23 protein-coding genes, 4 tRNA genes and 1 pseudogene are annotated in these 23,495 nt (G+C 35.9%); 5 read left to right on the forward strand and 23 right to left on the reverse strand.

Annotation, left to right across the window (positions count from 1 at the left end; genetic code table 11):
- The first annotated feature begins 133 nt into the window (after positions 1–133).
- Positions 134–811: a tRNA (5-methylaminomethyl-2-thiouridine)(34)-methyltransferase MnmD gene (gene mnmD / locus Q1V95_RS16115; RefSeq protein WP_300675743.1), complete on the forward strand. Its 678-nt coding sequence runs from the start codon at positions 134–136 to the stop codon at positions 809–811.
- Positions 812–881: 70 nt separating this feature from the next.
- The gene (locus Q1V95_RS16120) at positions 882–1,295 is read left to right on the forward strand and encodes an NUDIX hydrolase (RefSeq protein ID WP_300675744.1); all 414 of its coding nucleotides are present in this window, start codon (positions 882–884) and stop codon (positions 1,293–1,295) included.
- A gap of 16 nt (positions 1,296–1,311) precedes the next feature.
- Here Q1V95_RS16120 and Q1V95_RS16125 read toward each other — a convergent pair whose 3' ends face one another.
- Positions 1,312–1,971, reverse strand: coding sequence for a DUF4294 domain-containing protein (locus tag Q1V95_RS16125; RefSeq protein ID WP_300675745.1), 660 nt, complete (start codon positions 1,969–1,971; stop codon positions 1,312–1,314).
- Between the two features lie 105 nt (positions 1,972–2,076).
- Between Q1V95_RS16125 and Q1V95_RS16130 the strand changes: the two genes are divergently transcribed.
- Positions 2,077–3,150, forward strand: coding sequence for a M28 family peptidase (locus tag Q1V95_RS16130; RefSeq protein WP_300675746.1), 1,074 nt, complete (start codon positions 2,077–2,079; stop codon positions 3,148–3,150).
- A 40-nt stretch (positions 3,151–3,190) separates the two neighbouring features.
- Positions 3,191–3,841, forward strand: coding sequence for a ribulose-phosphate 3-epimerase (gene rpe, locus Q1V95_RS16135; RefSeq protein WP_300675747.1), 651 nt, complete (start codon positions 3,191–3,193; stop codon positions 3,839–3,841).
- 74 nt (positions 3,842–3,915) lie between these two features.
- On the opposite strand, the gene Q1V95_RS16140 is transcribed toward rpe, so the two are convergent.
- The 22 genes from Q1V95_RS16140 to Q1V95_RS16245 all read right to left on the reverse strand — a co-directional run bounded on the left by Q1V95_RS16140 (position 3,916) and on the right by Q1V95_RS16245 (position 23,095).
- Positions 3,916–4,335 carry a nucleoside-diphosphate kinase gene (locus Q1V95_RS16140; RefSeq protein WP_300675748.1) on the reverse strand — a complete coding sequence of 140 codons (420 nt, stop codon included), beginning with the start codon at positions 4,333–4,335 and terminating at the stop codon, positions 3,916–3,918.
- Positions 4,336–4,517: 182 nt separating this feature from the next.
- Complete coding sequence (locus Q1V95_RS16145; RefSeq protein WP_300675749.1) at positions 4,518–4,652, reverse strand: hypothetical protein; 135 nt, start codon at positions 4,650–4,652, stop codon at positions 4,518–4,520.
- A gap of 248 nt (positions 4,653–4,900) precedes the next feature.
- Positions 4,901–5,827, reverse strand: coding sequence for a ribosome small subunit-dependent GTPase A (gene rsgA / locus Q1V95_RS16150; protein ID WP_300675750.1), 927 nt, complete (start codon positions 5,825–5,827; stop codon positions 4,901–4,903).
- A gap of 114 nt (positions 5,828–5,941) precedes the next feature.
- On the reverse strand, positions 5,942–7,021 hold the full coding sequence (locus Q1V95_RS16155; RefSeq protein ID WP_300675751.1) for a chorismate mutase: 1,080 nt from the start codon (positions 7,019–7,021) through the stop codon (positions 5,942–5,944).
- Positions 7,022–7,173: 152 nt separating this feature from the next.
- Positions 7,174–7,302, reverse strand: a complete 129-nt coding sequence (locus tag Q1V95_RS16160) for a hypothetical protein (RefSeq protein WP_300675752.1) — start codon at positions 7,300–7,302, stop codon at positions 7,174–7,176.
- A gap of 715 nt (positions 7,303–8,017) precedes the next feature.
- A complete protein-coding gene (locus tag Q1V95_RS16165) occupies positions 8,018–8,437 on the reverse strand; it encodes a hypothetical protein (protein ID WP_300675753.1) in 420 nt (139 codons plus the stop codon).
- 188 nt (positions 8,438–8,625) lie between these two features.
- Complete coding sequence (dnaX, locus tag Q1V95_RS16170) at positions 8,626–9,708, reverse strand: DNA polymerase III subunit gamma/tau (protein ID WP_300675754.1); 1,083 nt, start codon at positions 9,706–9,708, stop codon at positions 8,626–8,628.
- 102 nt (positions 9,709–9,810) lie between these two features.
- Positions 9,811–12,534 (reverse strand): sodium-translocating pyrophosphatase, encoded by a 2,724-nt coding sequence (locus Q1V95_RS16175; protein ID WP_300675755.1) that lies wholly within the window; start codon positions 12,532–12,534, stop codon positions 9,811–9,813.
- Between the two features lie 148 nt (positions 12,535–12,682).
- A complete protein-coding gene (locus tag Q1V95_RS16180) occupies positions 12,683–13,294 on the reverse strand; it encodes an inorganic pyrophosphatase (RefSeq protein ID WP_300675756.1) in 612 nt (203 codons plus the stop codon).
- Positions 13,295–13,316: 22 nt separating this feature from the next.
- Positions 13,317–13,826, reverse strand: a complete 510-nt coding sequence (locus Q1V95_RS16185; protein ID WP_300675757.1) for a hypothetical protein — start codon at positions 13,824–13,826, stop codon at positions 13,317–13,319.
- Positions 13,827–13,858: 32 nt separating this feature from the next.
- Entirely contained in the window at positions 13,859–14,755 is an 897-nt protein-coding gene (locus Q1V95_RS16190; protein ID WP_300675758.1) for a hypothetical protein, read from the reverse strand.
- 2 nt (positions 14,756–14,757) lie between these two features.
- Entirely contained in the window at positions 14,758–15,435 is a 678-nt protein-coding gene (gene radC, locus Q1V95_RS16195) for a DNA repair protein RadC (RefSeq protein ID WP_300675759.1), read from the reverse strand.
- Positions 15,436–15,449: 14 nt separating this feature from the next.
- Positions 15,450–16,034, reverse strand: a complete 585-nt coding sequence (locus tag Q1V95_RS16200; RefSeq protein WP_300675760.1) for a murein L,D-transpeptidase catalytic domain-containing protein — start codon at positions 16,032–16,034, stop codon at positions 15,450–15,452.
- An 11-nt stretch (positions 16,035–16,045) separates the two neighbouring features.
- Positions 16,046–16,711 (reverse strand): ABC transporter ATP-binding protein, encoded by a 666-nt coding sequence (locus Q1V95_RS16205; RefSeq protein WP_300675761.1) that lies wholly within the window; start codon positions 16,709–16,711, stop codon positions 16,046–16,048.
- 15 nt (positions 16,712–16,726) lie between these two features.
- The gene (locus tag Q1V95_RS16210; protein ID WP_300675762.1) at positions 16,727–19,057 is read right to left on the reverse strand and encodes a UvrD-helicase domain-containing protein; all 2,331 of its coding nucleotides are present in this window, start codon (positions 19,055–19,057) and stop codon (positions 16,727–16,729) included.
- Between the two features lie 115 nt (positions 19,058–19,172).
- The gene (locus tag Q1V95_RS16215) at positions 19,173–20,222 is read right to left on the reverse strand and encodes a hypothetical protein (protein WP_300675763.1); all 1,050 of its coding nucleotides are present in this window, start codon (positions 20,220–20,222) and stop codon (positions 19,173–19,175) included.
- 1 nt (position 20,223) lies between these two features.
- On the reverse strand, positions 20,224–21,075 hold the full coding sequence (locus Q1V95_RS16220; protein WP_300675764.1) for a glycosyltransferase family 2 protein: 852 nt from the start codon (positions 21,073–21,075) through the stop codon (positions 20,224–20,226).
- A gap of 30 nt (positions 21,076–21,105) precedes the next feature.
- Entirely contained in the window at positions 21,106–22,509 is a 1,404-nt protein-coding gene (aspA, locus tag Q1V95_RS16225) for an aspartate ammonia-lyase (RefSeq protein WP_300675765.1), read from the reverse strand.
- Between the two features lie 164 nt (positions 22,510–22,673).
- Positions 22,674–22,748: transfer RNA gene (locus Q1V95_RS16230), tRNA-Pro, on the reverse strand.
- 51 nt (positions 22,749–22,799) lie between these two features.
- A tRNA-Arg gene (locus Q1V95_RS16235) sits at positions 22,800–22,873 on the reverse strand.
- A 46-nt stretch (positions 22,874–22,919) separates the two neighbouring features.
- Positions 22,920–22,994 (reverse strand) — tRNA-Pro (locus tag Q1V95_RS16240).
- Positions 22,995–23,010: 16 nt separating this feature from the next.
- Positions 23,011–23,095: transfer RNA gene (locus Q1V95_RS16245), tRNA-Ser, on the reverse strand.
- Positions 23,096–23,223: 128 nt separating this feature from the next.
- Here Q1V95_RS16245 and Q1V95_RS16250 point away from each other — a divergent pair.
- A pseudogene (locus Q1V95_RS16250) lies at positions 23,224–23,495 on the forward strand (N-acetylmuramoyl-L-alanine amidase); the annotation flags it as partial.

A 23,495-nucleotide genomic window follows, 5' to 3' on the forward strand; every position in this document is an offset into this window, starting at 1 on the left:
TAGGATCAAAAGTAGGTAGCTTAGAATTTTCTGTCTTTTGAATTATCATTTTTGAAATTTTTTATGTAGTCTTACAAATATATAATAATTTTTTAAATCTCAAAAATTAAGTTTATATTTGAAAAAAAAGAATATGAATCGGGAAATTATCACGACTCACGACGGCAGCAAAACGCTATATATCAAAGAATTAGATGAAACCTACCATTCTCATAATGGTGCATTACAAGAAGCAGAACACGTATTTATCAAAAATGGATTAATAAAAATAAATCGTTACCAATTTAACATTCTTGAACTAGGATTCGGAACAGGACTTAACGTTTTAGTAACAATTAATGCATTATTACGAAATGACAAAAATCATATAATTCATTACTTTGGCATCGAAAAATATCCCATTTCGAATGACGAACAACAAGCTTTAGATTATGCCCAACTTTTTGATAATCCCGAAATCCGTGAAATTGAAAAGAAAATCCATGCTGCCAATTGGGGTGAAGCAACAGAGATTATCCCCAACTTCTTTTTAACAAAGATAAAAGCAGATTTTTTTGATATTAAAAACTTAGAACTTCCAAAAATAGACTTAGTTTACTTCGATTGTTTTGGCGCAAAAGTACAACCCGATCTTTGGGAAAAGCCTCTTATCGAAATCGTAGCGAATACAATGAATAAAGATGGACTTTTAACAACATATTCTTCGAAAGGAAGTCTACGACGCGCTTTAAAAGAATTAAATTTCTCAGTGCAAAAAATGGCAGGTCCTCCAGGAAAGCGCGAAATGATAAACGCCATCAAATTAGAATAGCCTCTATAGGAATCATTCTTTTTACATTCTATTAAATAAAAAGCTTATATTTATAAAAGAAATCTAAACAATGATAGACAAGATTAACCTTAGGATTTACGGAATTTGTTTAAAAAATAATAGCGTTTTGGCTTTACATGAAGAATATGCTGGCGAGCCACTTTTAAAACTTCCAGGCGGTGGATTAGAGTTCGGCGAAAGCGTGATTGAATGTCTAAAACGCGAATTCCATGAAGAGCTTAATGTTGACATCAAAGTGATTAAGCATTTTTACACGCAAGAAGATTTTCTAGTTTCTAGATTTCGCGATAACGAACAATTGATGACAATTTATTACATCTGCGAAATCCTTAATGAAGAAGACATGCTTATTATTGACCCTTGTATAGAAACAGTAGAATGGGTTCCCTTAAACCAAGAAAACCCATTTCCACTACCAATCGACAATATTGTTTTTGAAAAATTAAAACAACAGCATCTATAACTAACTAATAACTATTTTATTTCTCTGGATTGAAATCCTGATAACCAGGATATGGTTTTAGATAACCATAATTCCAATTGCTTATCAACAAGCTTTCAATAAAATTATCTTCACGAAACTTATGTGGATCATAAGGTGTTTTAAGACTAACATCAGCCATATTTCCCTTTACATTCCACCAGAAAGCACTCCAACCACCACGCAATTCACGGATAATCTCGTATACCGTTTTGCCAGTTGCACGGTTCATTAATTTTGCAAAAACCTGACCTTCGGTGGTTGTCAAATCCCGCAACTGTTTTTCATATTCGTTCGCCAATTCTTCTTGACGTTTTTTGATATACTTTCTACGAGCATCTTCGTCCATCGTAGCCGTTTCGTTTTCCAAACCTCTGTATTGCTCTAGCGCATGCAGAAAAAGTGGATAGACACGATTTAGTTTTTTATTTAGAAAAAAATAAAAATTACGATCTAGCTGGTTATTAAATTTTGGATTTGCTCTTAATAGCAATTCATCCATCACAATCACTTGTTCACCATTGATATCATAGACTTTGGCTTTCTGCACTTCATCATAATAATACCAATTCCCAAACTCATCTTTTTTTAGTTTATCTTTTGGCATTTCACTTAAGGCTTTAGGGACTTGGTCGAGATCAGAGTCATTTTGTGCCATTGCGAACGAGCCTACAAAGATGCTTAAAACTAAAAATAACTTATAAAATTTCATTACTTTTACCTCACAATTGGAGTTTGTCAACTATCAAAAATCATTCCTATTATGAAATTTGAAAAAAAATCATTAAAATTTTTACAAGAATACCTTAACATAGCCTCTCCTACTGGCTACGAACATGCTGGACAAAAAATTTGGACAGACTATATCAAAAACTATGTAGATAAGGTAGAATTCGATCATTACGGAACAGCGTATGGCATCATAAATCCCGAAGCAGAGTTCAAAGTAGTTATTGAAGCGCATGCCGACGAAATCAGTTGGTATGTTAATTATATTACAGATGATGGATTAATCTACGTCATCAGAAATGGTGGATCCGACCAAACCATCGCACCTTCGAAAGTGGTGAATATCCACGGCGAAAAAGGTGTGGTGAAAGGTGTTTTCGGTTGGCCTGCAATCCACACCAGAAGCAACCAAAACGAACCAACACCAAAAATTGAAAACATCTTTATCGATTGTGGTGCGACAACCAAGCAAGAAGTTGATGACTTAGGAATCTACGTCGGTTGTATGATTACTTATCCAGATGAGTTTTTTGAGTTAAACGACCGTTATTTTGTTTGTCGTGCTTTGGATAACAGAATCGGTGGTTTTATGATTGCTGAAGTTGCTCGTCTTTTAAAAGAGAATAAAAAGAAACTTCCTTTTGGACTTTACATTACCAATTCCGTGCAGGAAGAAGTTGGTCTTTATGGTGCACAAATGATCGCCGATACCATCAAACCAAATATCGCCATCGTTACAGATGTTACGCATGACACGACGACACCGATGATTGATAAGAAAAAGGAGGGTGATCAAAAATGTGGTAATGGACCAGTCGTTTTCTTTGCACCAAGCGTACATCACACGATTAGAGAACTTATAGTAGACACCGCAAAAAATAAAAAAATCCCTTACCAACGCGCAGCAGCAAGCAGAGCAACAGGAACGGACACTGATGCGTTTGCACATTCTAATGGCGGCGTACCAAGTGCACTGATTTCTTTGCCTTTGCGTTATATGCATACGACAGTAGAAATGGTTTCGAAAGAAGATGTGAGCAACGTGATTAAATTAATCTACGAAAGTCTTCTAAAGATAAAGCCAGACATGAATCTAAAATACCATTAAATAAAATCTAAAAAATAAAAAGTAAATCTAATTTGTAAAAATGAAAAATAAATTAATCGCACCATCGCTATTATCAGCAGATTTTGGAAATCTCCAACGCGACATCGAAATGCTTAACGAAAGTCAAGCAGATTGGTTACACGTTGACGTGATGGATGGTCGCTTTGTACCAAACATTTCCTTTGGTTTCCCTGTCATGAAAACCGTACAAGAACACGCTAAAAAGTTCGTAGATGTACATTTAATGATTGTTGAACCAGAAAAATATGTGGACGAGTTCATCAATATGGGTGCAGACTTGGTTTCTGTGCATTTGGAAGCTTGTACGCATCTTCATCGTGTGATTAACCAAATCCAAGACCGCGGCGCAAAAGCAGGTGTTGTTCTTAATCCAGCAACGCCCGTTATTTTGTTGGAAGACATTATCAAGGACGTTGATTTGGTCTTGTTAATGAGTGTAAACCCCGGCTTTGGAGGACAAAAATTCATTGAGAACACTTACAAAAAAGTGAAAGAAACCAAAGACATGATTTTGGACAACAACTCAACGGCATTAATCCAAGTTGATGGTGGCGTTAATCTGGACAATGCTTCAAAATTATTTGATGCAGGTGCAGATGTTTTGGTTGCAGGCAACGCTGTTTTCGCTTCCGAAAATCCAGCAAAAACAATCGAACTTTTAAAACTCTAATTTCTTATTAAAGTTCTAAACAATAAAAAGCGACACCTTTTGGATGTCGCTTTTATTTTTCGTAAAAAAATTTCTTAGAAAATTTCTCTTCCAGAAAAATGGAATTGCGCTTCGATCAAAGCATTCTCGTCAGAGTCTGATCCGTGTACAGCATTTTCTCCAACGCTTCTTGCAAACATCTTTCTGATAGTACCTTCCGCAGCATCCGCAGGGTTAGTAGCACCGATTAATGTTCTGAAATCTTCCACAGCATTATCTTTTTCCAAAACCGCAGCAACGATTGGTCCAGAAGACATAAACTCTACCAACTCTCCAAAGAAAGGTCTCTCAGAGTGTACTTCGTAGAATTTCTTAGCATCAGCAACTGTAAGCTGAGTAAGTTTTAAAGCTTTGAACTTGAATCCTGCATCTGCAATTTTCCCTAAAATAGCACCAATATGTCCATCAGCAACTGCATCTGGCTTAATCATGGTGAATGTAATTTTTCCTGACATTGATTTTTTAATTATATACTATGCAAATTTACAATTTTTTATATATATTTGTTACTGAATTTCTCAATAAGAGATGACGATAATTTTTGGCACACTGTTTGCTACTATTATTTCGATTCTCATGTTTAATTTGAGTTTTCATGGTTATTAGTTTTTACCCAGCTTCGGCTGGGTTTTTTATTTTATAATACCAAGCCCAAAAACACCAACAATCTTACATATTCTTTGGGCGCCTCTTTTCCAGCTGTCACTAGTCGCTGCGCCGTTCCATCACTTTTGCCCACGCCTACGGCGCGAGCTCCAACATGCCGTTCCATCTGGGGCGCGAAAATCTGCTGGTTTTGTTACGTCACATTTCAAAACAAAAAAAGCCTTTCAGGTTTTTGAACCCTGAAAGGCTTTTTCAATCTTTTATCAACAGAGAAAACATTTATCTGAGCTTGAGATAAGAAAATGAACATCAGTTTGAGTGGTTTTCGAAGAAAACTGTATCGAAAACAAGTGAATTTTCTTATCGCTAAAGCTACTTGATGCAAAATCTAACATGACCTTACATTAAAAAAAATTATTTTGCTTGTTGTTCTTCCGCTTCTTCCATCAATTTCAGATAATTGACGTAGCGACTGCCTTCAATTACACCATTTTCGACAGCATCTAGAACAGCACATTTAGGTTCATTAATATGAAGACAATTATGGAATTTACAGTTCTGTGACATTCTGAAAATCTCTGGAAAATAATGCTGAATTTCTTCTTTTTCAACATCGATTAGCGCAAACTCTCTAACGCCCGGCGTATCGATTACACTTCCTCCAAAATTCCAAAAGTGCATTTGTGCAAATGTTGTCGTATGTTTTCCTTTAAGATGGACATCCGATATTTCGCCCGTTTTAATGTTAAGGTCGGGTTGTAAGGCATTTACCAAGGTTGACTTTCCACTTCCTGAATGACCGAAAAACAAAGACGTTTTATCTTTAATAAAATCTTTTAAAACTTCAAGATTCAGATGCGCGTAAGAAGAAATTTCGAGACTATCATAACCGATTTCAGCATAGATTGCTTGCATCTCGTTTAATATTTCCAATTCTTCATCAGACAGAACATCGACTTTATTAAATAAAATTAATGGTTTTATATCATAGGATTCACAACACGCCAAAAAGCGATCAAGAAAGCCCAAAGAAGTCTCAGGATGTTTTAGTGTAAAAATAATACAAGCCAAATCCATATTAGAAGCAATAATATGCGCTTCTTTAGAAAGATTAACCGACTTTCGAATAATATAATTCTTACGAGGAAAGATTTTGGTAATCCATGCAATGTCGTCTTGCTCCAAAGTAAACTCCACCGAATCGCCCACTGCCAAAGGATTTGTCAATCTGGTTTTTATCAGCTTGAATTTTCCTCTGATACGTGCTTCGTAGATTTTTTTCTCAGATTCCTCCAAAACCTGATACCAACTTCCTGTGGATTTAATGACGATTCCTTGCATTAATTTTAAATAAAAAACTTCACTTTTAGAACGTTGACAAAGCTAAGGATTTCTAATCGCTCTCGCAAAATCAACATCATAGAAGTGAAGTTTAAAAATTGACGTCAAAAACGCTTATTTATTAATCATAATTTTATTCTGAACCTCAATCGATTCTTCATGTATCGCTTTGAAAACTTTTTCAATAAACTCTGGACTCATCCCAGATTCATTAGCTTTTTGAGTGGCATAATCTGCAATAATTCTCCAACGTTCTGGCTGGAAAATCGCGATGTTATTTTCTTTTTTCAAAGTTCCGATTTTCTCAGAAATCTTCATACGTTGCGACAACAACTCAATCAATTGGAAATCCAAATCACTAATCAAGGTTCTATGTTTTCCCATTTCGTCTTCGTAACCAGAAATATCAGATTTACGAATCTGGATACTGTTAATCATATCCGCCAAAACTTCTGGTGTGATCTGTTGTGACGCATCACTCCACGCTTCATCAGGATTACAGTGACTTTCGATAATAGCTCCTTCGTAACCAACATTGAAAGCTTCTTGTGTAACGCCTGCCAATCCAGTTCTATTCCCACAAATATGCGATGGGTCGATAAACATAGGAATATTCGGGAATTGGTGCTTGAAATCTAAAGCAATCTGCCAGTTTGGGATATTACGGTATTTGGTTTTTTGGTAAGTCGAAAATCCGCGGTGAATAACACCAAGATTTTTAACATCTTGACCTAAAAGTCTTTCCAATGCGCCAATCCATAAAGCTAAATCTGGATTCACTGGATTTTTAACCAAAACTGGTTTATCAATACCACGAAGTGCTTGTGCAATTTCCTGAACTGTAAAAGGATTAACTGTCGAACGCGCGCCAATCCACAATACATCGACATCTGCTTCCAAAGCTGCAAAAACGTGATGTGCATTTGCCACTTCCGTCGCCGTTTTGAAACCGTATTCTTCCTTCACTTTTTTTAGCCAGTTAAGTCCAATAACGCCAACACCCTCGAAGCCATTTGGTTTAGTACGAGGTTTCCAAATTCCAGCACGGAACACAGAAACATCCGCATCACTTTCTTTAAGTCTTTTCGCTGTTTCCAACATTTGCCTCTCACTCTCTGCTGAGCAAGGTCCCGCAATAATGACAGGTTTTTCAAAACCTTTTATCCAATTATTTTCTAGTTCGTTTAAGTTCATTTTATCTAAATATTTGCTGAGTTAATACAAAAGTTAATCTGTTATAAATGAGGATTTATAATTCTTTACCAAAAAAATGCCGTTTAAAAAAAATCTTAATAGATTACAGAAATGCGAAAAAAAACGCAATATTTTTTGAGAAAGAAATTTAATTAGCTAAACCAATAATATCGGTAATAACTTTTAAAATTTCTATAATAAGCACCAAAATAGCTAAACAATCCACCAAAAGTAAAGGCAGATTCTAAAGTAAATGAATATGGAAATTTGTTTGATTCCATTGATAAATCCTTTTTAATAAAGGCTTTTAGCTAATTTTGATTAAATTTTTCTACATAGTTTATGTAGAAATCTTTGGCAAAGTTATAACATTATGATAAAAACAAAGTGTTTTTTTTCATTTTTTTTTAAAACATCTAAAAAGCACAAGCAATTTTTGAATGGAAAACACCATTATTTTTTTAGTGCAAAATCTAGCGATATAGCGCTTTAGGAGAAGAAATTCAAAAAAAAAAGGCTTTTATCGATTTAATTTTACATAAAACTATTTTCGCCAAAATAAGTAAAGTGAGGATTATCAGGTCGCTCCTACGGAGCTCTCTTCTCATATCTTCGAAATTCCTATTAACAGTTAGTTCCTACGGAACTTTTATATTAACAGCGTAAAATTTAAGTCAAAGCAAAATGCATCAACTCCTTACGAACAAACTCAAAAATGAAATTTTAAATCGAAAAACTATCAGGTCGCTCCTACGGAGCTCTCTTTCCATCTCTTCGAAATTTCTATTAACAGTTAGTCCCAACGGAACTTTTATTTTAACATCGTAAAATTTAAGTCAAATCAAAGCGCATTAAATCATTAAGAACAGACTCGAAAAAATGAAATTTTAAAAGAAAAAACTATCAGGTCGCTCCTACGGAGCTCTCTTCCCGCATGTCCAAGATTCCTATTAGCAGTTAGTTCCTACGGAACTTTTATTTTCACAATGAAAAAATTTAAGTCAAATCAAAACGCATCAAATCGTTAAGGTCTTTAAGAACAGGATTAATTTCCGCGAATTTTTCGAACAACTTCTTTTTCGTCATCACTTCTTGGACAATCGTTTTATCTTCTTTAAAGTGAAGTTTAATGCTGTAATTCTTCACTTTATGCTTAAAATGATTCACAAATTCTCCCGCAACCTTATCGAATTCTGCTTTCGCAGTTGATGACGAATACAAAACTTCAATTTGGTCTTCGTGAGTTTTAGTTAATCTAAAATTATTGATTGCATTGTAAGCTACAGAATCTAATTTTGACAATTTAAGAAGAAAGGCTTTCCACTCTCTTTCCACATCCGCCTGCGAAAAATGCTCTTTTGGCAAATCTTCTTCCGCAGGAACAAAGAGCTCTTCCGACTCTTCTTTTTTGTTCATAAAAGCATTAATACTAAACTCCGAAGCTTTTGCTTGCTGTAAGGGTTTTGAAGCTTTTTCAACTTTTGAACGTTCTTCGGGAAAAGTTGGCGCAGATTTTTTAACCTCAGTTTGTGGTGTATTCTGAGGACTAGCAAGTGTAGAAGTTGTTGGTGTTTTAAGATTAGCTTGAAGAAGTGGCGCTAATATTAAGAACTTTTTTTTTTAGCTTCCAAGCCAGCAGTAAGACTAGAAAGTTGCATCAAAGCAATCTCGACCGTCAAACGTGGATTCTTAGAATTTTTATAATTGATGTCCGCAAAGTTGCAAATTTCGATTGCGTCAATTAATTGTTGCGCTGTCCATTTTTGACTTTGCTCAAAGAATTTTTGTTTGGTCTTCTCTCCGACTTCGATTAATGCTAAAGTTTGAGGATTTTGCGCCATCATCAAATCACGGAAATGACTTCCCAATCCAGCAATGAAAACATGTGGATCGAACCCTTTTTTAACAATCGTATCAAAAGCGATTAATACATCTGGAATTTTATTTTCTTTTGCTAAATCAACGATGTTAAGATATTGGTCGTAATCAAGGATATTAAGAACTTCCGCCGCCTTTTCTAAAGTGATATTCTTTTGAGAAAAAGTTGACAATCTATCAAAAATCGACAAGGCATCACGCAAAGCGCCATCAGCTTTTTGAGCAACCATATAAAGCGCATCGTCTTCGTAAGTTACGCCTTCCTTATCAGCGATTTTTCTAAGATGATCTTGGATGTCTTCAATAGTGATTCTTTTGAAATCATAAATCTGGCATCGCGACAAAATTGTTGGAATAATCTTGTGTTTTTCCGTTGTTGCTAAAATGAAAATCGCGTGTGCAGGTGGTTCTTCCAAAGTTTTAAGAAAAGCATTGAAAGCTGCCGTTGACAACATGTGCACCTCATCAATAATATACACTTTGAATTTTCCAACTTGTGGCGCAAATCGCACTTGGTCAGTTAATTCTCTAATATCATCAACCGAGTTATTAGATGCCGCATCGAGTTCGTAGATGTTTAAAGCAAAACCATCAACATCACTAGCTCCAGATTTTTCGTTAATTTTTCTTGCCAGAATTCTCGCACAAGTCGTTTTACCAACACCACGAGGTCCACAAAACAACAATGCTTGCGCCAATTGATTTTCATCAATCGCATGCTCCAAAGTATCTGTAATGTGTGATTGACCAACAACAGTGTCAAACTCCTGAGGACGGTATTTTCTAGCAGAAACAACGAAATTTTCCATTGCTCAAAAATAGGGAATATATTTGAATTTTAAAATCTTTATCCGATTTTTAAAACAAATAAAAAAGCCGACTTTCGTCGACTTTTCTGCTAAAACAATGTATTACAAAGATGTCACGCGAACATCAATCCTTCTATTTTTGGCTTTACAATCTGGTGTGTCATTGCTGGCACAAATCGGAAACTCTTGTCCATAGCCTGCCGTTTCTATTCTATCTCCTTCAATTCCAGATTCGACCATTTTTTGTTTTGCCATATTCGCTCTTTCCAGAGATAAATTTTTATTCCCATCAACATCGCCTGTATTGTCGGTATAACCACCGAGTTTTACTTTCAGACTTGGAAAATCTTTCATAATCAAAACCAGATTATTTAGTTGAGATTCCGAAGAAGCTTTTAGGTTACTTTTTCCTGACTCGAAGTACAAGTTTTCAATTGTAAACCATTTATTTTTGTCTAATAAACCGGCGTCATTGTTTTTTACTTTATTGTACAAATTATAAAGTTGGCTGTTCTTTCCTAAGTTAATTTCGCCGCCAGAAATTAATTTAACTTTTTCCAAATCTCCTAGTTCATAAACAAAATCGCCATCTGCATTAACCGCTCCAACCACAATTGGCTCTTCTTCGATAATCTTAATATCTTCATGGGAGCCTGTCATCATTTTAGAATTAAGACTTTCAATTTTTTGTAAACGTTCGTCAATAATTTTATCTTTAAACATATTGGCTAAAGTTGGCGCAATCACCAAAGAAACGATTGACATTAACTTAATCAAAATATTCATCGATGGTCCAGAAGTATCTTTAAAAGGATCCCCAACAGTGTCGCCCGTCACCGAGGCTTTATGTAATTCTGAACCTTTGTAATAGGTTTGACCATTAACTTCGACACCTTTTTCAAAAGATTTTTTCGCGTTATCCCAAGCGCCACCAGCATTATTTTGGAACATTCCCAAAAGAACGCCACTCACGGTTGCACCTGCCAAAAATCCGCCCAAAACTTCAGGACCAAAAGCGAAACCAATAATCAAAGGTGATAAAATCGCAATCGCACCTGGCGGCATCATTTTTTTGATTGAAGCATCAGTCGAAATGGCTACGCATTTTTCGTATTCTGGTTTCGCTTTGCCTTCAAGAATACCTGGAATTTCACGGAATTGTCGTCGAACTTCCTCGACCATTGCCATCGCCGCTTTACCAACAGCAGTAATTGCCAAAGACGAAAATATAAACGGAATCATCGCTCCAACAAATAATCCAGCCAAAACATCGGCACGATAAATATCAATACCGTCAATGCCCGCAATCCCAACAAAAGCAGCAAACAATGCCAAGGCAGTAAGCGCTGCCGATGCAATCGCAAAGCCTTTACCTGTCGCAGCTGTTGTATTACCAACAGCATCCAGAATGTCCGTTTTCTCACGAACTTCGCTTGGTAGTTCGCTCATTTCTGCAATTCCTCCGGCGTTATCTGCAATTGGTCCAAAAGCATCAATTGCCAATTGCATCGCCGTTGTTGCCATCATTCCAGCAGCAGCAATGGCAACGCCATAAAGTCCAGCACATAAAAACGATCCATAAATACCACCTGCTAACACCAAAATTGGCAGCATAGTCGATTCCATTCCGACAGAAATTCCACCAATAATATTGGTTGCATGTCCTGTACTCGATTGTCGAACAATACTTTTAACAGGACGCTTGCCCATCGCCGTATAATATTCGGTAATAATACTCATCAAAGTACCAACAACTAAGCCGACTATGATGGCTCCAAAAACACCATTTCGAGTGAATTCTAAGCCGCGCAAAGTCATTTTTTCAGGTAAAATATATTGAACTAAAAAATAGCAAGCAATAGCAGTTATAACGATACTTCCCCAGTTTCCGAGATTAAGCGCATTCTGAACTTTGGAAGCACTAATCCCAGAAGCATCACTTATTTTAACAAAGAAAGTTCCGATTATTGAAAATATAATTCCTGTACCAGCTATAAGCATTGGTAAAAGAATAGGTGCAAAACCGCCAAATTGATCCACAGATAAAGTCTCTCTACCCAAAACCATTGTCGCCAATACGGTTGCCACATAAGAACCAAACAAATCCGCTCCCATCCCCGCAACATCACCAACATTATCACCAACATTATCGGCAATAGTTGCTGGATTTCGAGGATCATCTTCTGGAATTCCGGCTTCAACTTTCCCGACCAAATCCGCGCCAACATCGGCAGCTTTAGTATAGATACCGCCACCAACACGAGCAAATAACGCAATTGACTCCGCACCTAATGAAAAACCAGTAAGGACTTCGATGGCGCGTTCCATTTCGTGAGAACTAACCAGTGCATCTGGCGCAAAAAGATGTTTAACAACAAGAAATAAAGAACCTAATCCCAAAACTGCCAATCCTGCAACGCCCATTCCCATGACAGAACCACCTGTAAAAGAAACTTTAAGCGCTTTCGAAAGGCTTGTTTGGGCAGCTTCAGCAGTTCGGACATTAGCTTTGGTTGCGATTTTCATCCCAATAAATCCAGCTAATGCGCTAAAGACCGCTCCAAAAACAAATGCTAAACCAATTGACCAATGCGAAGTAGGATTTGAAAATCCCATAAAACCGAGCAATAATGCTACAATAATAACAAAGTACGTCAAGACTTTGTATTCTGCAGATAAAAATGCCATGGCACCATCAGCGATATAACCGCTAATTTCTTTCATTCTCTCGTTGCCTGCAGGTTGTTTACTCACCCAACTACTTTGGATAAAAGTATACAATAAGGCTACGACTCCAAATAACGGAACTAAATAAAATAAATCCATAGTTTATTGTTTTTATATTAAAAATGTGATTGGTTTGATAAATATATAAAAAATATCAATTACTAAAACAAAAACAATAATTCTAATAAAATAAAAAGAACAGACGAAAACGCCTGTTCTTTTGTAAATATCGAAATTTATTTAAAAATTATCCGCCGTAATTTTTAGCATAATCTTTTTGAGAAGCTACAATAACTTCTTTAGCGTGCTCTGCTCCGTAGATTTCATCAATTCTACAATTTGCAGGTTCGAAAGGTAAGTTTTTGTACGTCAAAAAGTAGTGTTGCAATCTAGAAACCTCTGCCTTTGGAAGTTCAGAGATATCACGAATATGACCATAAACTTGGTCGTCAACCAATACCGAAATAATCTTGTCATCAGCTTCACCTTTGTCAATCATTTTGAAACCACCGATTGGAATAGCATCCATCAAAAGTCCACCAGAATGGATATTGTGAGAACTCAACACCAAAATATCCAATGGATCGTGGTCACCTTCAGTAACATCTGTAGAACCTCTTTCTACTGCCAATCTCTTAACTTCTTCATCACAATAAGTTCTTGGTACAAAACCGTAAACCGCAGGGATAATGTTAGAGAATTTTTGAGGACGGTCAACTTTAAGGAAACCTGTTTCTTTATCTACTTCGTATTTAATCGTGTCAGAGGGTACAATTTCCACAAAAACCGTTACCACATTAGGTGCATCCGGTCCTGCAGAAATCCCGTGCCAAGGATGCGATTTAAAATTTGGAATCATAATTTTAGTAAACTATTTAGTTTTATATTAATTTATTAACATCATTTCGTAAACCATCGATACTATCGCCGATAAAATCTTCGCCGTTGACATAGTTCATTAGGAATACGGTTTTAAAATCTTCTAGTTGAGAAGTCTCACTTAGGTTTTCGTAAGTCTTGTGAAGCAATTGGATAACATTGTTTTTTGATGTTACAATATTATTCCATGAAGTTTGGTTGACATATAATTGCTGTGACGAATTATAGTCAAATTCTTCATTAATGCTTTTTTCGGTCAAAAATAAAAACTCATGCACAGCCAAGTTCTTATCAAATTTCATGACAAGATTTGATGGTTTTAGACGTTCTAAGAAAAGCGTCATCCTTTCGTAAGCTTGTAATTTGACAGCATTGTTCGATTTCCCAGAAAGCAACTGCAATTCCTTTTTCTTAAGATCTAGAAAACCATATACGAACTGTTTTGCAAATACCAAAAATGGCACAGCAATCAATATCGCAATAGCATACGGAAAATAATCTGAGTTGAACATTCTTATTTTTAACGAGGTTGCAAAATTAATAATTAAAAGCTAGTTTTTAGTAAATTTTTCAATAAACTTAATTTGCTTTGCAAAATAATTGAATACTTATAAGAATCTGCGCCAAATCTTGCATTAAAATCTGCCACATTTTTGACCTCGCTTCCCATGAAATCGAAGTTTCTATCAGCAATGTATTCTTGTAAACAATGATCAATCATTATTGACGGCAAGTTTTTATTGCTAAGATTACTATCGTTAACAAATAAACTTAAATAGGAATTTTCTTTAGTTTGGTATAGGAAAACCAGTGATTGAATTTCGTTTTTCCAACGCATAACAAGTTTCTGACCAAGATTTTTTTTTGCTAAATTTTCCATTAAATCAAAAAAGCAATCAAGGTCATCATCTTTCATTGTTCCTTTTGCATTTGCGCAGAAGAAAGCTCTCTCATCACCTTTAAAGCTTGAATCAAAATCTAATGTACCAACCAAATCACCTATTATTCTCACATTACGTCGACGATGCACGCTGTAGTTTTTCTTAACTGTGTCGTAATCATTTTTAGAAAGTTCAAATGATGTTTTTTGCGGCAATTGCTCAGAAAATTGATTATTTTTATTAAATGCGTAAAAAATAATTTTATAATTTTTCTGAAAATATTTTAGAAACGAATCATTAAGTTCTGTGGAATTTTCAGTAGAAAAAATACCTAATTGTTGACAAAGCTTAGGCATTAAAACAATTTTAAAACCCAATTTCATAACATAGGAAATTGGCATCACAGCTTCATAATCTTCAAACACAAGAAGTTCCCAATGCTGATCCGTCACGACATCCAAAAATTCTTTTCGGGCGTAATCCGAATTTTGGACAGCATTATCTAAACATTTCTCATATTTTATAAAATCAATATCTTGATACTTAACTTTTCTAATCATATCTACAGCATATTTTCGTCCGCAAAACTGAAATAGGATTTTTGCGAAAGAATCAAATGATCTAGCAGTTCTATTTTCAATAATTTGCCTGCTTCTTTTATTTCTTTGGTTATTTTAATATCCTCGGCACTAGGTTTTAGACTTCCTGATGGATGATTGTGAGCTACGATAAGACTGGTTGCAACATGTTCTAAGGCAGAACGAAACAACAATCGAACATCGACAACGGCTTGTGCAATGCCACCTTGTGACAAGCAAGCTTTATGAATAACTTTATTACTTTGATTTAAAAACAAAACCCAAAATTCTTCATGTCTTAATTCCGAAAGAAAAACTTTCAAAACTTTGTAAGCATCGTTACTAGAGCCAATTTGGATTTTATCAGGAACTTCTTGTAAAGCTTTTCTGTTTCCAATTTCTAAAACTGTTGCAATGGAAATAGCTTTTGCTTCGCCAACACCTTTAAACTTCATCAAATCCTGAACTGATAAGAGACTCAATTGATGCCAATTGTTATCAACCGACTCCAAAATCCGTCGTGCTAATTCCACAGCAGATTCCTCACGATTGCCACTTCCCATAATGATGGAAAGCAACTCCGAGTCCGACAACGCATTTTTGCCTTTTAACAAAAACTTTTCGCGTGGACGGTCATCTTCTGCTAAGAATTTGATGCTCATTTTAAATTTAGAATTTATTGATACGCCAAAAGAATAATTTTCTTCTTAGAATTATCGATGTATTTTTCTACTAATTTAAAAAAATTTTCAGACAACATCGGACATCCCAAACTAAGACAAATTGGATCATCTTGCTCTTTATCGGGCACACATTTTAAACGATGCAAAACAATAGCTCTTGCAAAAGCATTGCTATTCGAAGTATCTAGACCATTCAATTTATAAGACTTTCCAAAATCGCCCACGTAACTGGCGCCGATTGCATATTTGCCCAAAGACGAACAATAAGAACCATCAGTATTGCTAAACTTAAGAGATGATTTTGTCTTTCCTTTTTCTGATCCATAACCATGCGCAACCAATCCTTTATTAAGGATTTTATCATTTTTAAGGTCGTAAACGAAAAAACGATATTTGCCTGAGGCTTTTGAGAAATCAATAAAAAAAGCTAAATCTTGATTGTAATTTGAATCTTTGAGGAAAGTCTTTAGAGCACTTACATTTTTATTTAGTGACGCATCCACATTGCTTTGTCCCTTACTCGAGTCCGAACAAGACAACAAAACGAGAAGCATCAAAAAACTACAAAATGAGCGCATTTTTTTTATTTTTAAACGATTAAACCATCCTTCATTACCAACTTGCGGTCAGTACTTTCTGCCAAAACTGGATTGTGCGTTACAATGACAAAGGTCTGGTTATATTTGTCTCTTAAATCAAAAAACAGTTGATGTAAGTCATCTGCATTTTTGGAATCCAAATTACCTGTCGGCTCATCCGCATAGATAATCTTTGGCGAATTAATTAAAGCTCTTGCAACAGCAACTCTTTGCGCTTCTCCACCTGACAATTGCCCTGGTTTGTGATGCATTCTACTTTCGATGTTAAGATCTTCAAAAATAGAAATCGCTTTGTCTGTAGCTTCTTTCAAGTTTTTATTAGCAATTCTCGCAGGAATCAAAACATTTTCTAAAGCTGTAAATTCTGGAAGCAATTGATGAAACTGAAACACAAATCCAATATTTTGATTTCGGAATTTTGACAATTCTTTATCTTTCATATTTAAGAAAGATTGTCCATCCAAATTAATTGAAGTTTCAAATTTGTTAGGTGTTGTCGGCGTGTCCAAAGTACCCAAAATCTGCAACAATGTTGATTTCCCCGCACCAGATTCTCCAACAATCGATACCACTTCACCATGTTTGATATGGATATCAACACCGCGAAGCACCTCTAAACTTCCATAAAATTTATGAATATTTTTAGCTTTAATCATACTGCAATATAGGAATTAAATCTTCGTAAGTTTTGCGAATTTTAAAATTAAATTTTTCTCGCCTTCGTTAGCAAAATGAACTTTCGCTTTAATATTATTCGGGTCAGTTCCATCCAAGAAAACCACTTCTCCAACACCAAATCTATCATGTCTTACATGATCACCAACCTCGATGTCCTGCGAGGATTGCCCCGATGGATTGATAATTCTGGCAGTTGCAACTGGTTTTAGATTCTTTGGAACAGCATCTTCTTTTGGCGCGGCATTTATCGTACGTTTCGCTTCTTTCTTTTTAAAGAACGGCGTTTCGGCAGATGGTGCTTCATCAAAAATTGAAGAACTAAGTCCAGAACGGTTAATCGTGCGACGTTCTAAAGCTGGATTAATAAATTCTAAGTAATCAGAATCGATTTCGCTTAAGAAACGAGACGGCTCAGCATCCGTAATTTTTCCCCATTGGAAACGCGAAACTGCATAAGTGAAAAAAGCTTGCTTTTCGGCTCTTGTCAACGCCACATAAAAAAGACGTCGCTCCTCCTCCAATTCTTCACGAGAAGAACTACTCATAAAGCTTGGGAAAAGATTTTCTTCCAAACCAACCAAATGCACCACTGGAAACTCTAAACCTTTGGAAAGGTGAATCGTCATCAACGACACCATATCTTCTTCCTCATCATTTCGTTGCGTATCCGATGAAAGCGCAATGTTTTCTAGGAAGTTAGACAAGCTGGCGTCGCCATCTTCCAATTGTTGTTGCTCTTCCAAGAAACCTTGCATCGAGTTTAACAATTCCTGAACGTTTTCAACTCTCGAAATTCCTTCTGGCGTTTGGTCGTCTTTTAGAAGCTTAATTAATCCACTTCGTTTCGAAACTTCCATCGCGACATTATAAACATTATCTTGTTTTAACATCACTTGGAAAGCTTTAATCATGGACCAGAACTCTCCCAATTTATTTAGAACACCATTATTAAGTCCTAATCTTGGCGCATAAAAACCTAAATTACTCAGCAATTCCGCAATCGAAATATTATTTTGATCAGCAAAAACAATTAATTTATTCTGCGTCGTTTCGCCAATACCTCTTGCAGGATAATTGATAACGCGCAACAAAGCTTCACTATCATTTTCGTTAACCAACAAACGCAAATAACCAATTAAATCTTTAACCTCTTTACGTTGATAGAACGACAATCCTCCATACACACGATACGGAATATTTCGCTTTCTCAAAGCATCTTCAAAGGCACGCGTCTGCGAGTTGGTACGATACAAAATCGCAAATTCTTCAAACTTTCGTTGCTCACGATTTCGGATTTCCCAAATATTAGATGCCACAAAATTTGCTTCATCAGCATCAGAAAGGCTTCGATAGATTTTAATCTTTTCGCCTTCTTCATTTTCACTGAAAACATTTTTCTTAAACTGTTGTAAGTTTTTAGAAATCACAACATTGGCAGCGTTGACGATATTTTGAGTCGAACGATAATTTTGCTCCAAAGACACGGTGTGCGCGTCAGGATAATCTTTCTTGAAATTTAAAATGTTATAAATATTCGCACCACGGAATGAATAAATCGATTGCGCATCATCTCCCACAACACAAATATTCTCAAATTTCGAAGCCAATGCTTTGACAATCAAATACTGAGAATGATTGGTATCTTGGTACTCATCAACCAAAATATAACGAAAACGATCTTGATATTTTGCTAAAACTTCTGGAAACCTCGTCAACAACTCGTTGGTTCTCAACAACAAATCATCAAAATCCATCGCGCCAGATCGGAAACAAGTTTCGACATACTTACGATAAATTTCGCCCATCAACTTCATATTAGCACGTTCGTCAGCCTCGATTATTTCGGGATTATTGAAGTATGCATTAACTGTAATCAGGTTATTTTTGTATTGTGAAATTCGTCCCAAAACTTTTTTAGGTTTATAAACATCAGAATCGATATTCATCTCTTTTAAAACCTTTTTTAGAACATTAAGACTGTCTTGTGTATCGTAAATTGTAAAGTTGGACGGAAAGCCAAGATAATGTGCTTCACTACGTAATAATCTTGCGAAAACCGAGTGAAAAGTTCCCATCCAAAGCGACCTTGCATCACTTTCGCCAACAACTTTTGCGATACGCTCCTTCATCTCGCGCGCCGCTTTGTTGGTAAAAGTTAAAGCCAATATATTGAAAGGATCCACACCATTGGTAATAAGGTGCGCAATCCGCATTGTAAGCACACGAGTCTTGCCAGAACCTGCGCCAGCCAAAACCATCAATGGGCCTTCTAATGTTGTAACTGCCTCATATTGAAACTCATTCAATCCTTTCAAATAATCCATGTCGTATCCAAAATTTCAGACCACAAAATTAGGGAATTTTTACGGGATTACTAAATGACTGATTCGCCAATTCTTAGACAAAAAACTTTGATTTTGAGAATGGAGAAATAAAGAATTATTTTATCATTTTTAATAAAACTTGTTCTGCTTTATCTCGAATTTTCTCTTTTGAAAAATCTATGAATAGATTACTATTCTGATGTTTTAAATCTTCAAATTGCGACCAAACATCGTCTTTTTCTTTAAAAATAAAATCAAAATTGCTTTGATAATTTGCTGGAAAAACAGCAAGCTTTTCGTATTTAATTGCATCACCAATATTTCCTGTCATTTTGGAAACACCATAAAGTTCTTGCGCTCCCAAAAATTCAGTTTCTTTTTGAATAGGACACCAAAGCACATCTGCTTTTTGCATCCAAGCATCAAAATCCGTTTGTAATACTTTTTCGTTAAAACTAACAATCTCTATCTTCGAGTCCAGTTCTGGTTTTAAACTATTGATGGCTTGTTGAATTTCATAACTCGCTTTTCCTAGAAAAATAACTTCTACTTTGGTAGTAGGGTTTTTGAGATTTTTTAAACTCTCCAAAACATGAAAATAATCTCGACGACTTTGCGAAGCCGCTCCTGGAACGGCAATTCTTAAAATTTTCTCGTTATTTTCTTCATTTAAAAATTGATTAAAAAATAGACTTAAATATTGAAATCTTTCGTTAGAAAATGTTTTGTCCAAAACCAAAAGATTTTGACCTTTTCGAAATAAAGCTGGCGCGGACAACAGACTTTCTTTTAATAAAAGTTTGACTCGATAACGAAAATCTTTTATGAAAACAGACTTTAATAATTGAGTTTTTGAAGCTTTTATAAAATTAAGATTATGACAAATAATTGCAGAATTGAATTTTGAAGTTATTGCTAAAAAAATATTAAAATAGCGATGAACAGTACCAATAATCACCAAATCGTATTTTTGTCCAGACAACTGCTCAAGAATAATACTCGGTTCGGAAAGTTTAACATTATTTGACTTAATATCAAATATTTTAAAAACCCGTTCGGACAAATAATAATCTATTTCAAAAGTTTTGGAATCAAGAAAAAGTTCGTAAAAATTCTTCGCAATTTCGGCGTGTGTATCCAACTCAATGTAAGCAATCTTCTTCATCTTAATTTGATTTTAGATACTTTTTGAACATCGCTTGCCAACGAAGTTGACGGATATACAACATCTCATCATTGGTCAAAACACGTTCTGAGTTTTGTCTAAGATAAGATTTCATACTTGCAAAAAACTCGGACGCTGATTTTGATTTCATAGCAGATTTTGCAGAAGAAATAATAGCAAGTGGCATATCTAGTCCAATATTATAAAAATATTCGCCAAGCTTTTCAGCCTTTTGCTTTTTGTATTTATAAGCTGTTGGACGAAGATGCTTCACCCACAAATCTTTAATTGTTGCAATTTCCCAACCTGCTTTTTGCGCCAACATCACATCGATATTATCCCAACCCAAAACTGTGCGAAGTCCCTTCATTGCTTCGAAACATTCTTTACGATAGGCTTTAATTGGACCACGGACATGATCTTTTGACGACAAGTTTTCGAAAACCCAATCACCTTTTTCATTTTGAATATGAACTAAACCGCTTAACATTCCCAATTTGGAATTTTGCTCGAAACCTTGATTAATTCTGAAAAGATAATCTTGGGGGAAAATAATATCTGCATCGTATTTGCAAATAATATCGATATCGGACAAATCTTCATACTGCAAGCCTTTTTCGAAAGTCTGAACAACTTTAGCACCAGGTTGATGCTCCGATTTCTGAAGATTTTTGATCCAAAAATTTGGATGGCTTAGTAAAAATTTCTCGACCAATTCTTGAGTAGAATCTGTTGAACCATCATTAACCACAACACAACGAAAATCCTGAAAACTCTGTTGAGCCAACGACTCCAAACATTGCAAAATACAAGCTTCCTCGTTGTGTGCGGGAATAATGATAAGAAATTTCAAAATTTATTTATATTAAAAAGAATTTTAAATCTAAATTAATTTATGTGGCGTCAACATATTGGCAGGATCAAGAATCGCATCTAGTTTTTCTTGTGTTAAAATCTGATGTTCTAACACCAAATCGTAAACACTTTTACCAGTTTCTAAAGCTTCTTGAGCAATCTTCGTTGAATTTTTGTAGCCAATATACGGATTTAGAGCTGTAACAATACCAATACTATTTTTAACCATGTTAAGGCAAACTTCTTTATTAGCAGTGATACCAACAATACATTTCTCGCGAAGCGTATCTAGAGCATTGCTCATAAAGTTGTTGCTTTCCATAATCGCGTGACACAATACTGGCTCCATGACGTTAAGCTGTAATTGTCCTGCTTCTGCTGCGAAGGTTACTGTCAAATCATTACCAATAACTTTATAACAAACCTGATTAACAACCTCAGGAATAACAGGATTAACTTTACCTGGCATAATAGATGATCCTGGCTGCATTGGTGGTAAATTAATTTCGAAGAAACCTGCTCTAGGTCCAGAAGCCAACAAACGAAGATCGTTACAGATTTTCGACATCTTTACAGCCAGACGCTTCATCGCTGATGAATAGATAACGTAAGATCCGGTATCAGGTGTTGCTTCGACAAGATTAGGCGCACTCACCATTGGCATTCCTGTCATTTCAGCTAGGTTGTGAGCACAACGTTTTGCATACATTGGTGGCGCATTAAGCCCTGTACCAATCGCAGTTGCTCCCATGTTAATCTCAACAAAAAGAAGTGCGTTGTTATTTAGTTTGGAAATATCTTCTTCTAGATTAGCAGCAAAAGCTTCAAACTCTTGTCCTAAAGTCATCGGAACAGCGTCTTGAAGCTGGGTTCTTCCCATTTTGATAACATCGTTAAACTCTACGCCTTTTGCTCGGAAAGCAGCAATTGCTAATTCCAACTTCTTAACCAAAATTGCGTTCATGTTATACAAAGCGATTTTAATCGCTGTTGGATAAGCATCGTTGGTTGACTGCGAAAGATTGATGTGATCGTTAGGCGAACAGAATTGATAGTCGCCACGCGCTTTGCCCATAATCTCCAAAACACGGTTGGCAATAACTTCGTTAGCATTCATATTAACCGAAGTACCAGCACCACCTTGGATCATATCGATCGGGAATTGATCGTTAAATTTACCTTCAATAACCTCGTCACAAGCTTGCATAATGTGCTTGTACAACTCCTCATCCAACAAACCAAGTTCGTAATTGGTTCTTGCGGCACCTTTTTTCACATAACCTAAAGCTTTGATAAACTCAGGAAACTGCGACAAAGTCTGTCCAGAAATCTTAAAATTATTGATAGCTCTTTGCGTCTGTACACCGTAATAAGCTTGTGCTGGGACTTGTAATTCTCCTAATAAATCACTTTCTATTCTATAGTCTGTCATACGATCAAATTAAAGTGGAAAGTTAAAATTTTTTTGAAGAAGTGAAAAATTTTTGAAGATGAGTTTTCGATTTTTTTTGAATTGAATTTTACAGGAAAATGAACAAAAATTAATTCTCCCAAAAAGGCAACAAAAAAGCCACTTCGAAACTGAAGTGGCTTTAGTCGGGGCGGCAGGATTCGAACCTGCGACCTCCTGGTCCCAAACCAGGCGCGATGACCGGACTACGCTACGCCCCGAGGCCAACGAAACTTTAATAAAAAAACTCACAAACAAGTTGTGAGTTTTTGTGAGCGCGACAGGATTCGAACCTGTGACCGTCTGCTTAGAAGGCAGATGCTCTATCCAGCTGAGCTACGCACCCATTTTTGGTAAAAAAAAGCTTTTTGAACCAAAAAGCTTTTTTTAAGTCGGGATGGCAGGATTCGAACCTGCGACCTCCTGGTCCCAAACCAGGCGCGATGACCGGACTACGCTACATCCCGTATATTTTTTATTCTGCGGAGGGTAAGGGATTCGAACCCTTGCGACCCTTGCGAGTCGACAGTTTAGCAAACTGCTCCGTTAACCACTCCGGCAACCCTCCTTTTTTTAATGATCTTTTGTTCTGCGTTTGCGAGTGCAAATATAGAACGGATTTTTGAATTTACCAAAACTTTTTTGCATTTATTTTTTGTATTTTTGACAAAATAAAAACCTTTAAAACACCTATTGATGCGTAATACATTATATTTCATCGGATTAAGTGCAGTGCTTTTTTCCTGCGGTTCTTCTAAAAATGTTACACCTCAGAAAAAAAACATACCAGTAAATAAAAATAACAGCAGTAATGTTACTTCCAAATCACAAACGCCATCTGTACAGACTCCCGTAAAACCGGCTATTCAGAAAGATCATGGGGTAGAGTTTTATACCACAAATATTGCTGATATTACCAAAAATGATAACACAGCAAGTTATGGTAGTATTGTAACGGCCAAACCAAT

The organism is Soonwooa sp. (assembly GCF_030151385.1).
GTDB lineage: Bacteria > Bacteroidota > Bacteroidia > Flavobacteriales > Weeksellaceae > Soonwooa.

Excerpts from the sequence above, each read along its gene's own strand:
- Q1V95_RS16185 (WP_300675757.1), bottom strand. The coding sequence starts at position 13,826 with ATGTTCAACTCAGATTATTTTCCGTATGCTATTGCGATATTGATTGCT.
- Q1V95_RS16215 (WP_300675763.1), bottom strand. The coding sequence starts at position 20,222 with ATGAAGAAGATTGCTTACATTGAGTTGGATACACACGCCGAAATTGCG.
- Q1V95_RS16145 (WP_300675749.1), bottom strand. The coding sequence starts at position 4,652 with ATGGAACGGCATGTTGGAGCTCGCGCCGTAGGCGTGGGCAAAAGTGAT.
- Q1V95_RS16125 (WP_300675745.1), bottom strand. The coding sequence starts at position 1,971 with ATGGCACAAAATGACTCTGATCTCGACCAAGTCCCTAAAGCCTTAAGT.
- Q1V95_RS16160 (WP_300675752.1), bottom strand. The coding sequence starts at position 7,302 with ATGGAATCAAACAAATTTCCATATTCATTTACTTTAGAATCTGCCTTT.
- radC (WP_300675759.1), bottom strand. The coding sequence starts at position 15,435 with ATGAGCATCAAATTCTTAGCAGAAGATGACCGTCCACGCGAAAAGTTT.
- Q1V95_RS16205 (WP_300675761.1), bottom strand. The coding sequence starts at position 16,711 with ATGATTAAAGCTAAAAATATTCATAAATTTTATGGAAGTTTAGAGGTG.
- Q1V95_RS16175 (WP_300675755.1), bottom strand. The coding sequence starts at position 12,534 with ATGGATTTATTTTATTTAGTTCCGTTATTTGGAGTCGTAGCCTTATTG.
- rsgA (WP_300675750.1), bottom strand. The coding sequence starts at position 5,827 with ATGCAAGGAATCGTCATTAAATCCACAGGAAGTTGGTATCAGGTTTTG.
- mnmD (WP_300675743.1), top strand. The coding sequence starts at position 134 with ATGAATCGGGAAATTATCACGACTCACGACGGCAGCAAAACGCTATAT.
- Q1V95_RS16155 (WP_300675751.1), bottom strand. The coding sequence starts at position 7,021 with ATGAACTTAAACGAACTAGAAAATAATTGGATAAAAGGTTTTGAAAAA.
- aspA (WP_300675765.1), bottom strand. The coding sequence starts at position 22,509 with ATGACAGACTATAGAATAGAAAGTGATTTATTAGGAGAATTACAAGTC.
- Q1V95_RS16210 (WP_300675762.1), bottom strand. The coding sequence starts at position 19,057 with ATGGATTATTTGAAAGGATTGAATGAGTTTCAATATGAGGCAGTTACA.
- Q1V95_RS16180 (WP_300675756.1), bottom strand. The coding sequence starts at position 13,294 with ATGATTCCAAATTTTAAATCGCATCCTTGGCACGGGATTTCTGCAGGA.
- rpe (WP_300675747.1), top strand. The coding sequence starts at position 3,191 with ATGAAAAATAAATTAATCGCACCATCGCTATTATCAGCAGATTTTGGA.
- Q1V95_RS16200 (WP_300675760.1), bottom strand. The coding sequence starts at position 16,034 with ATGCGCTCATTTTGTAGTTTTTTGATGCTTCTCGTTTTGTTGTCTTGT.
- Q1V95_RS16120 (WP_300675744.1), top strand. The coding sequence starts at position 882 with ATGATAGACAAGATTAACCTTAGGATTTACGGAATTTGTTTAAAAAAT.
- dnaX (WP_300675754.1), bottom strand. The coding sequence starts at position 9,708 with ATGGAAAATTTCGTTGTTTCTGCTAGAAAATACCGTCCTCAGGAGTTT.
- Q1V95_RS16130 (WP_300675746.1), top strand. The coding sequence starts at position 2,077 with ATGAAATTTGAAAAAAAATCATTAAAATTTTTACAAGAATACCTTAAC.
- Q1V95_RS16190 (WP_300675758.1), bottom strand. The coding sequence starts at position 14,755 with ATGATTAGAAAAGTTAAGTATCAAGATATTGATTTTATAAAATATGAG.
- Q1V95_RS16165 (WP_300675753.1), bottom strand. The coding sequence starts at position 8,437 with ATGAACAAAAAAGAAGAGTCGGAAGAGCTCTTTGTTCCTGCGGAAGAA.
- Q1V95_RS16140 (WP_300675748.1), bottom strand. The coding sequence starts at position 4,335 with ATGTCAGGAAAAATTACATTCACCATGATTAAGCCAGATGCAGTTGCT.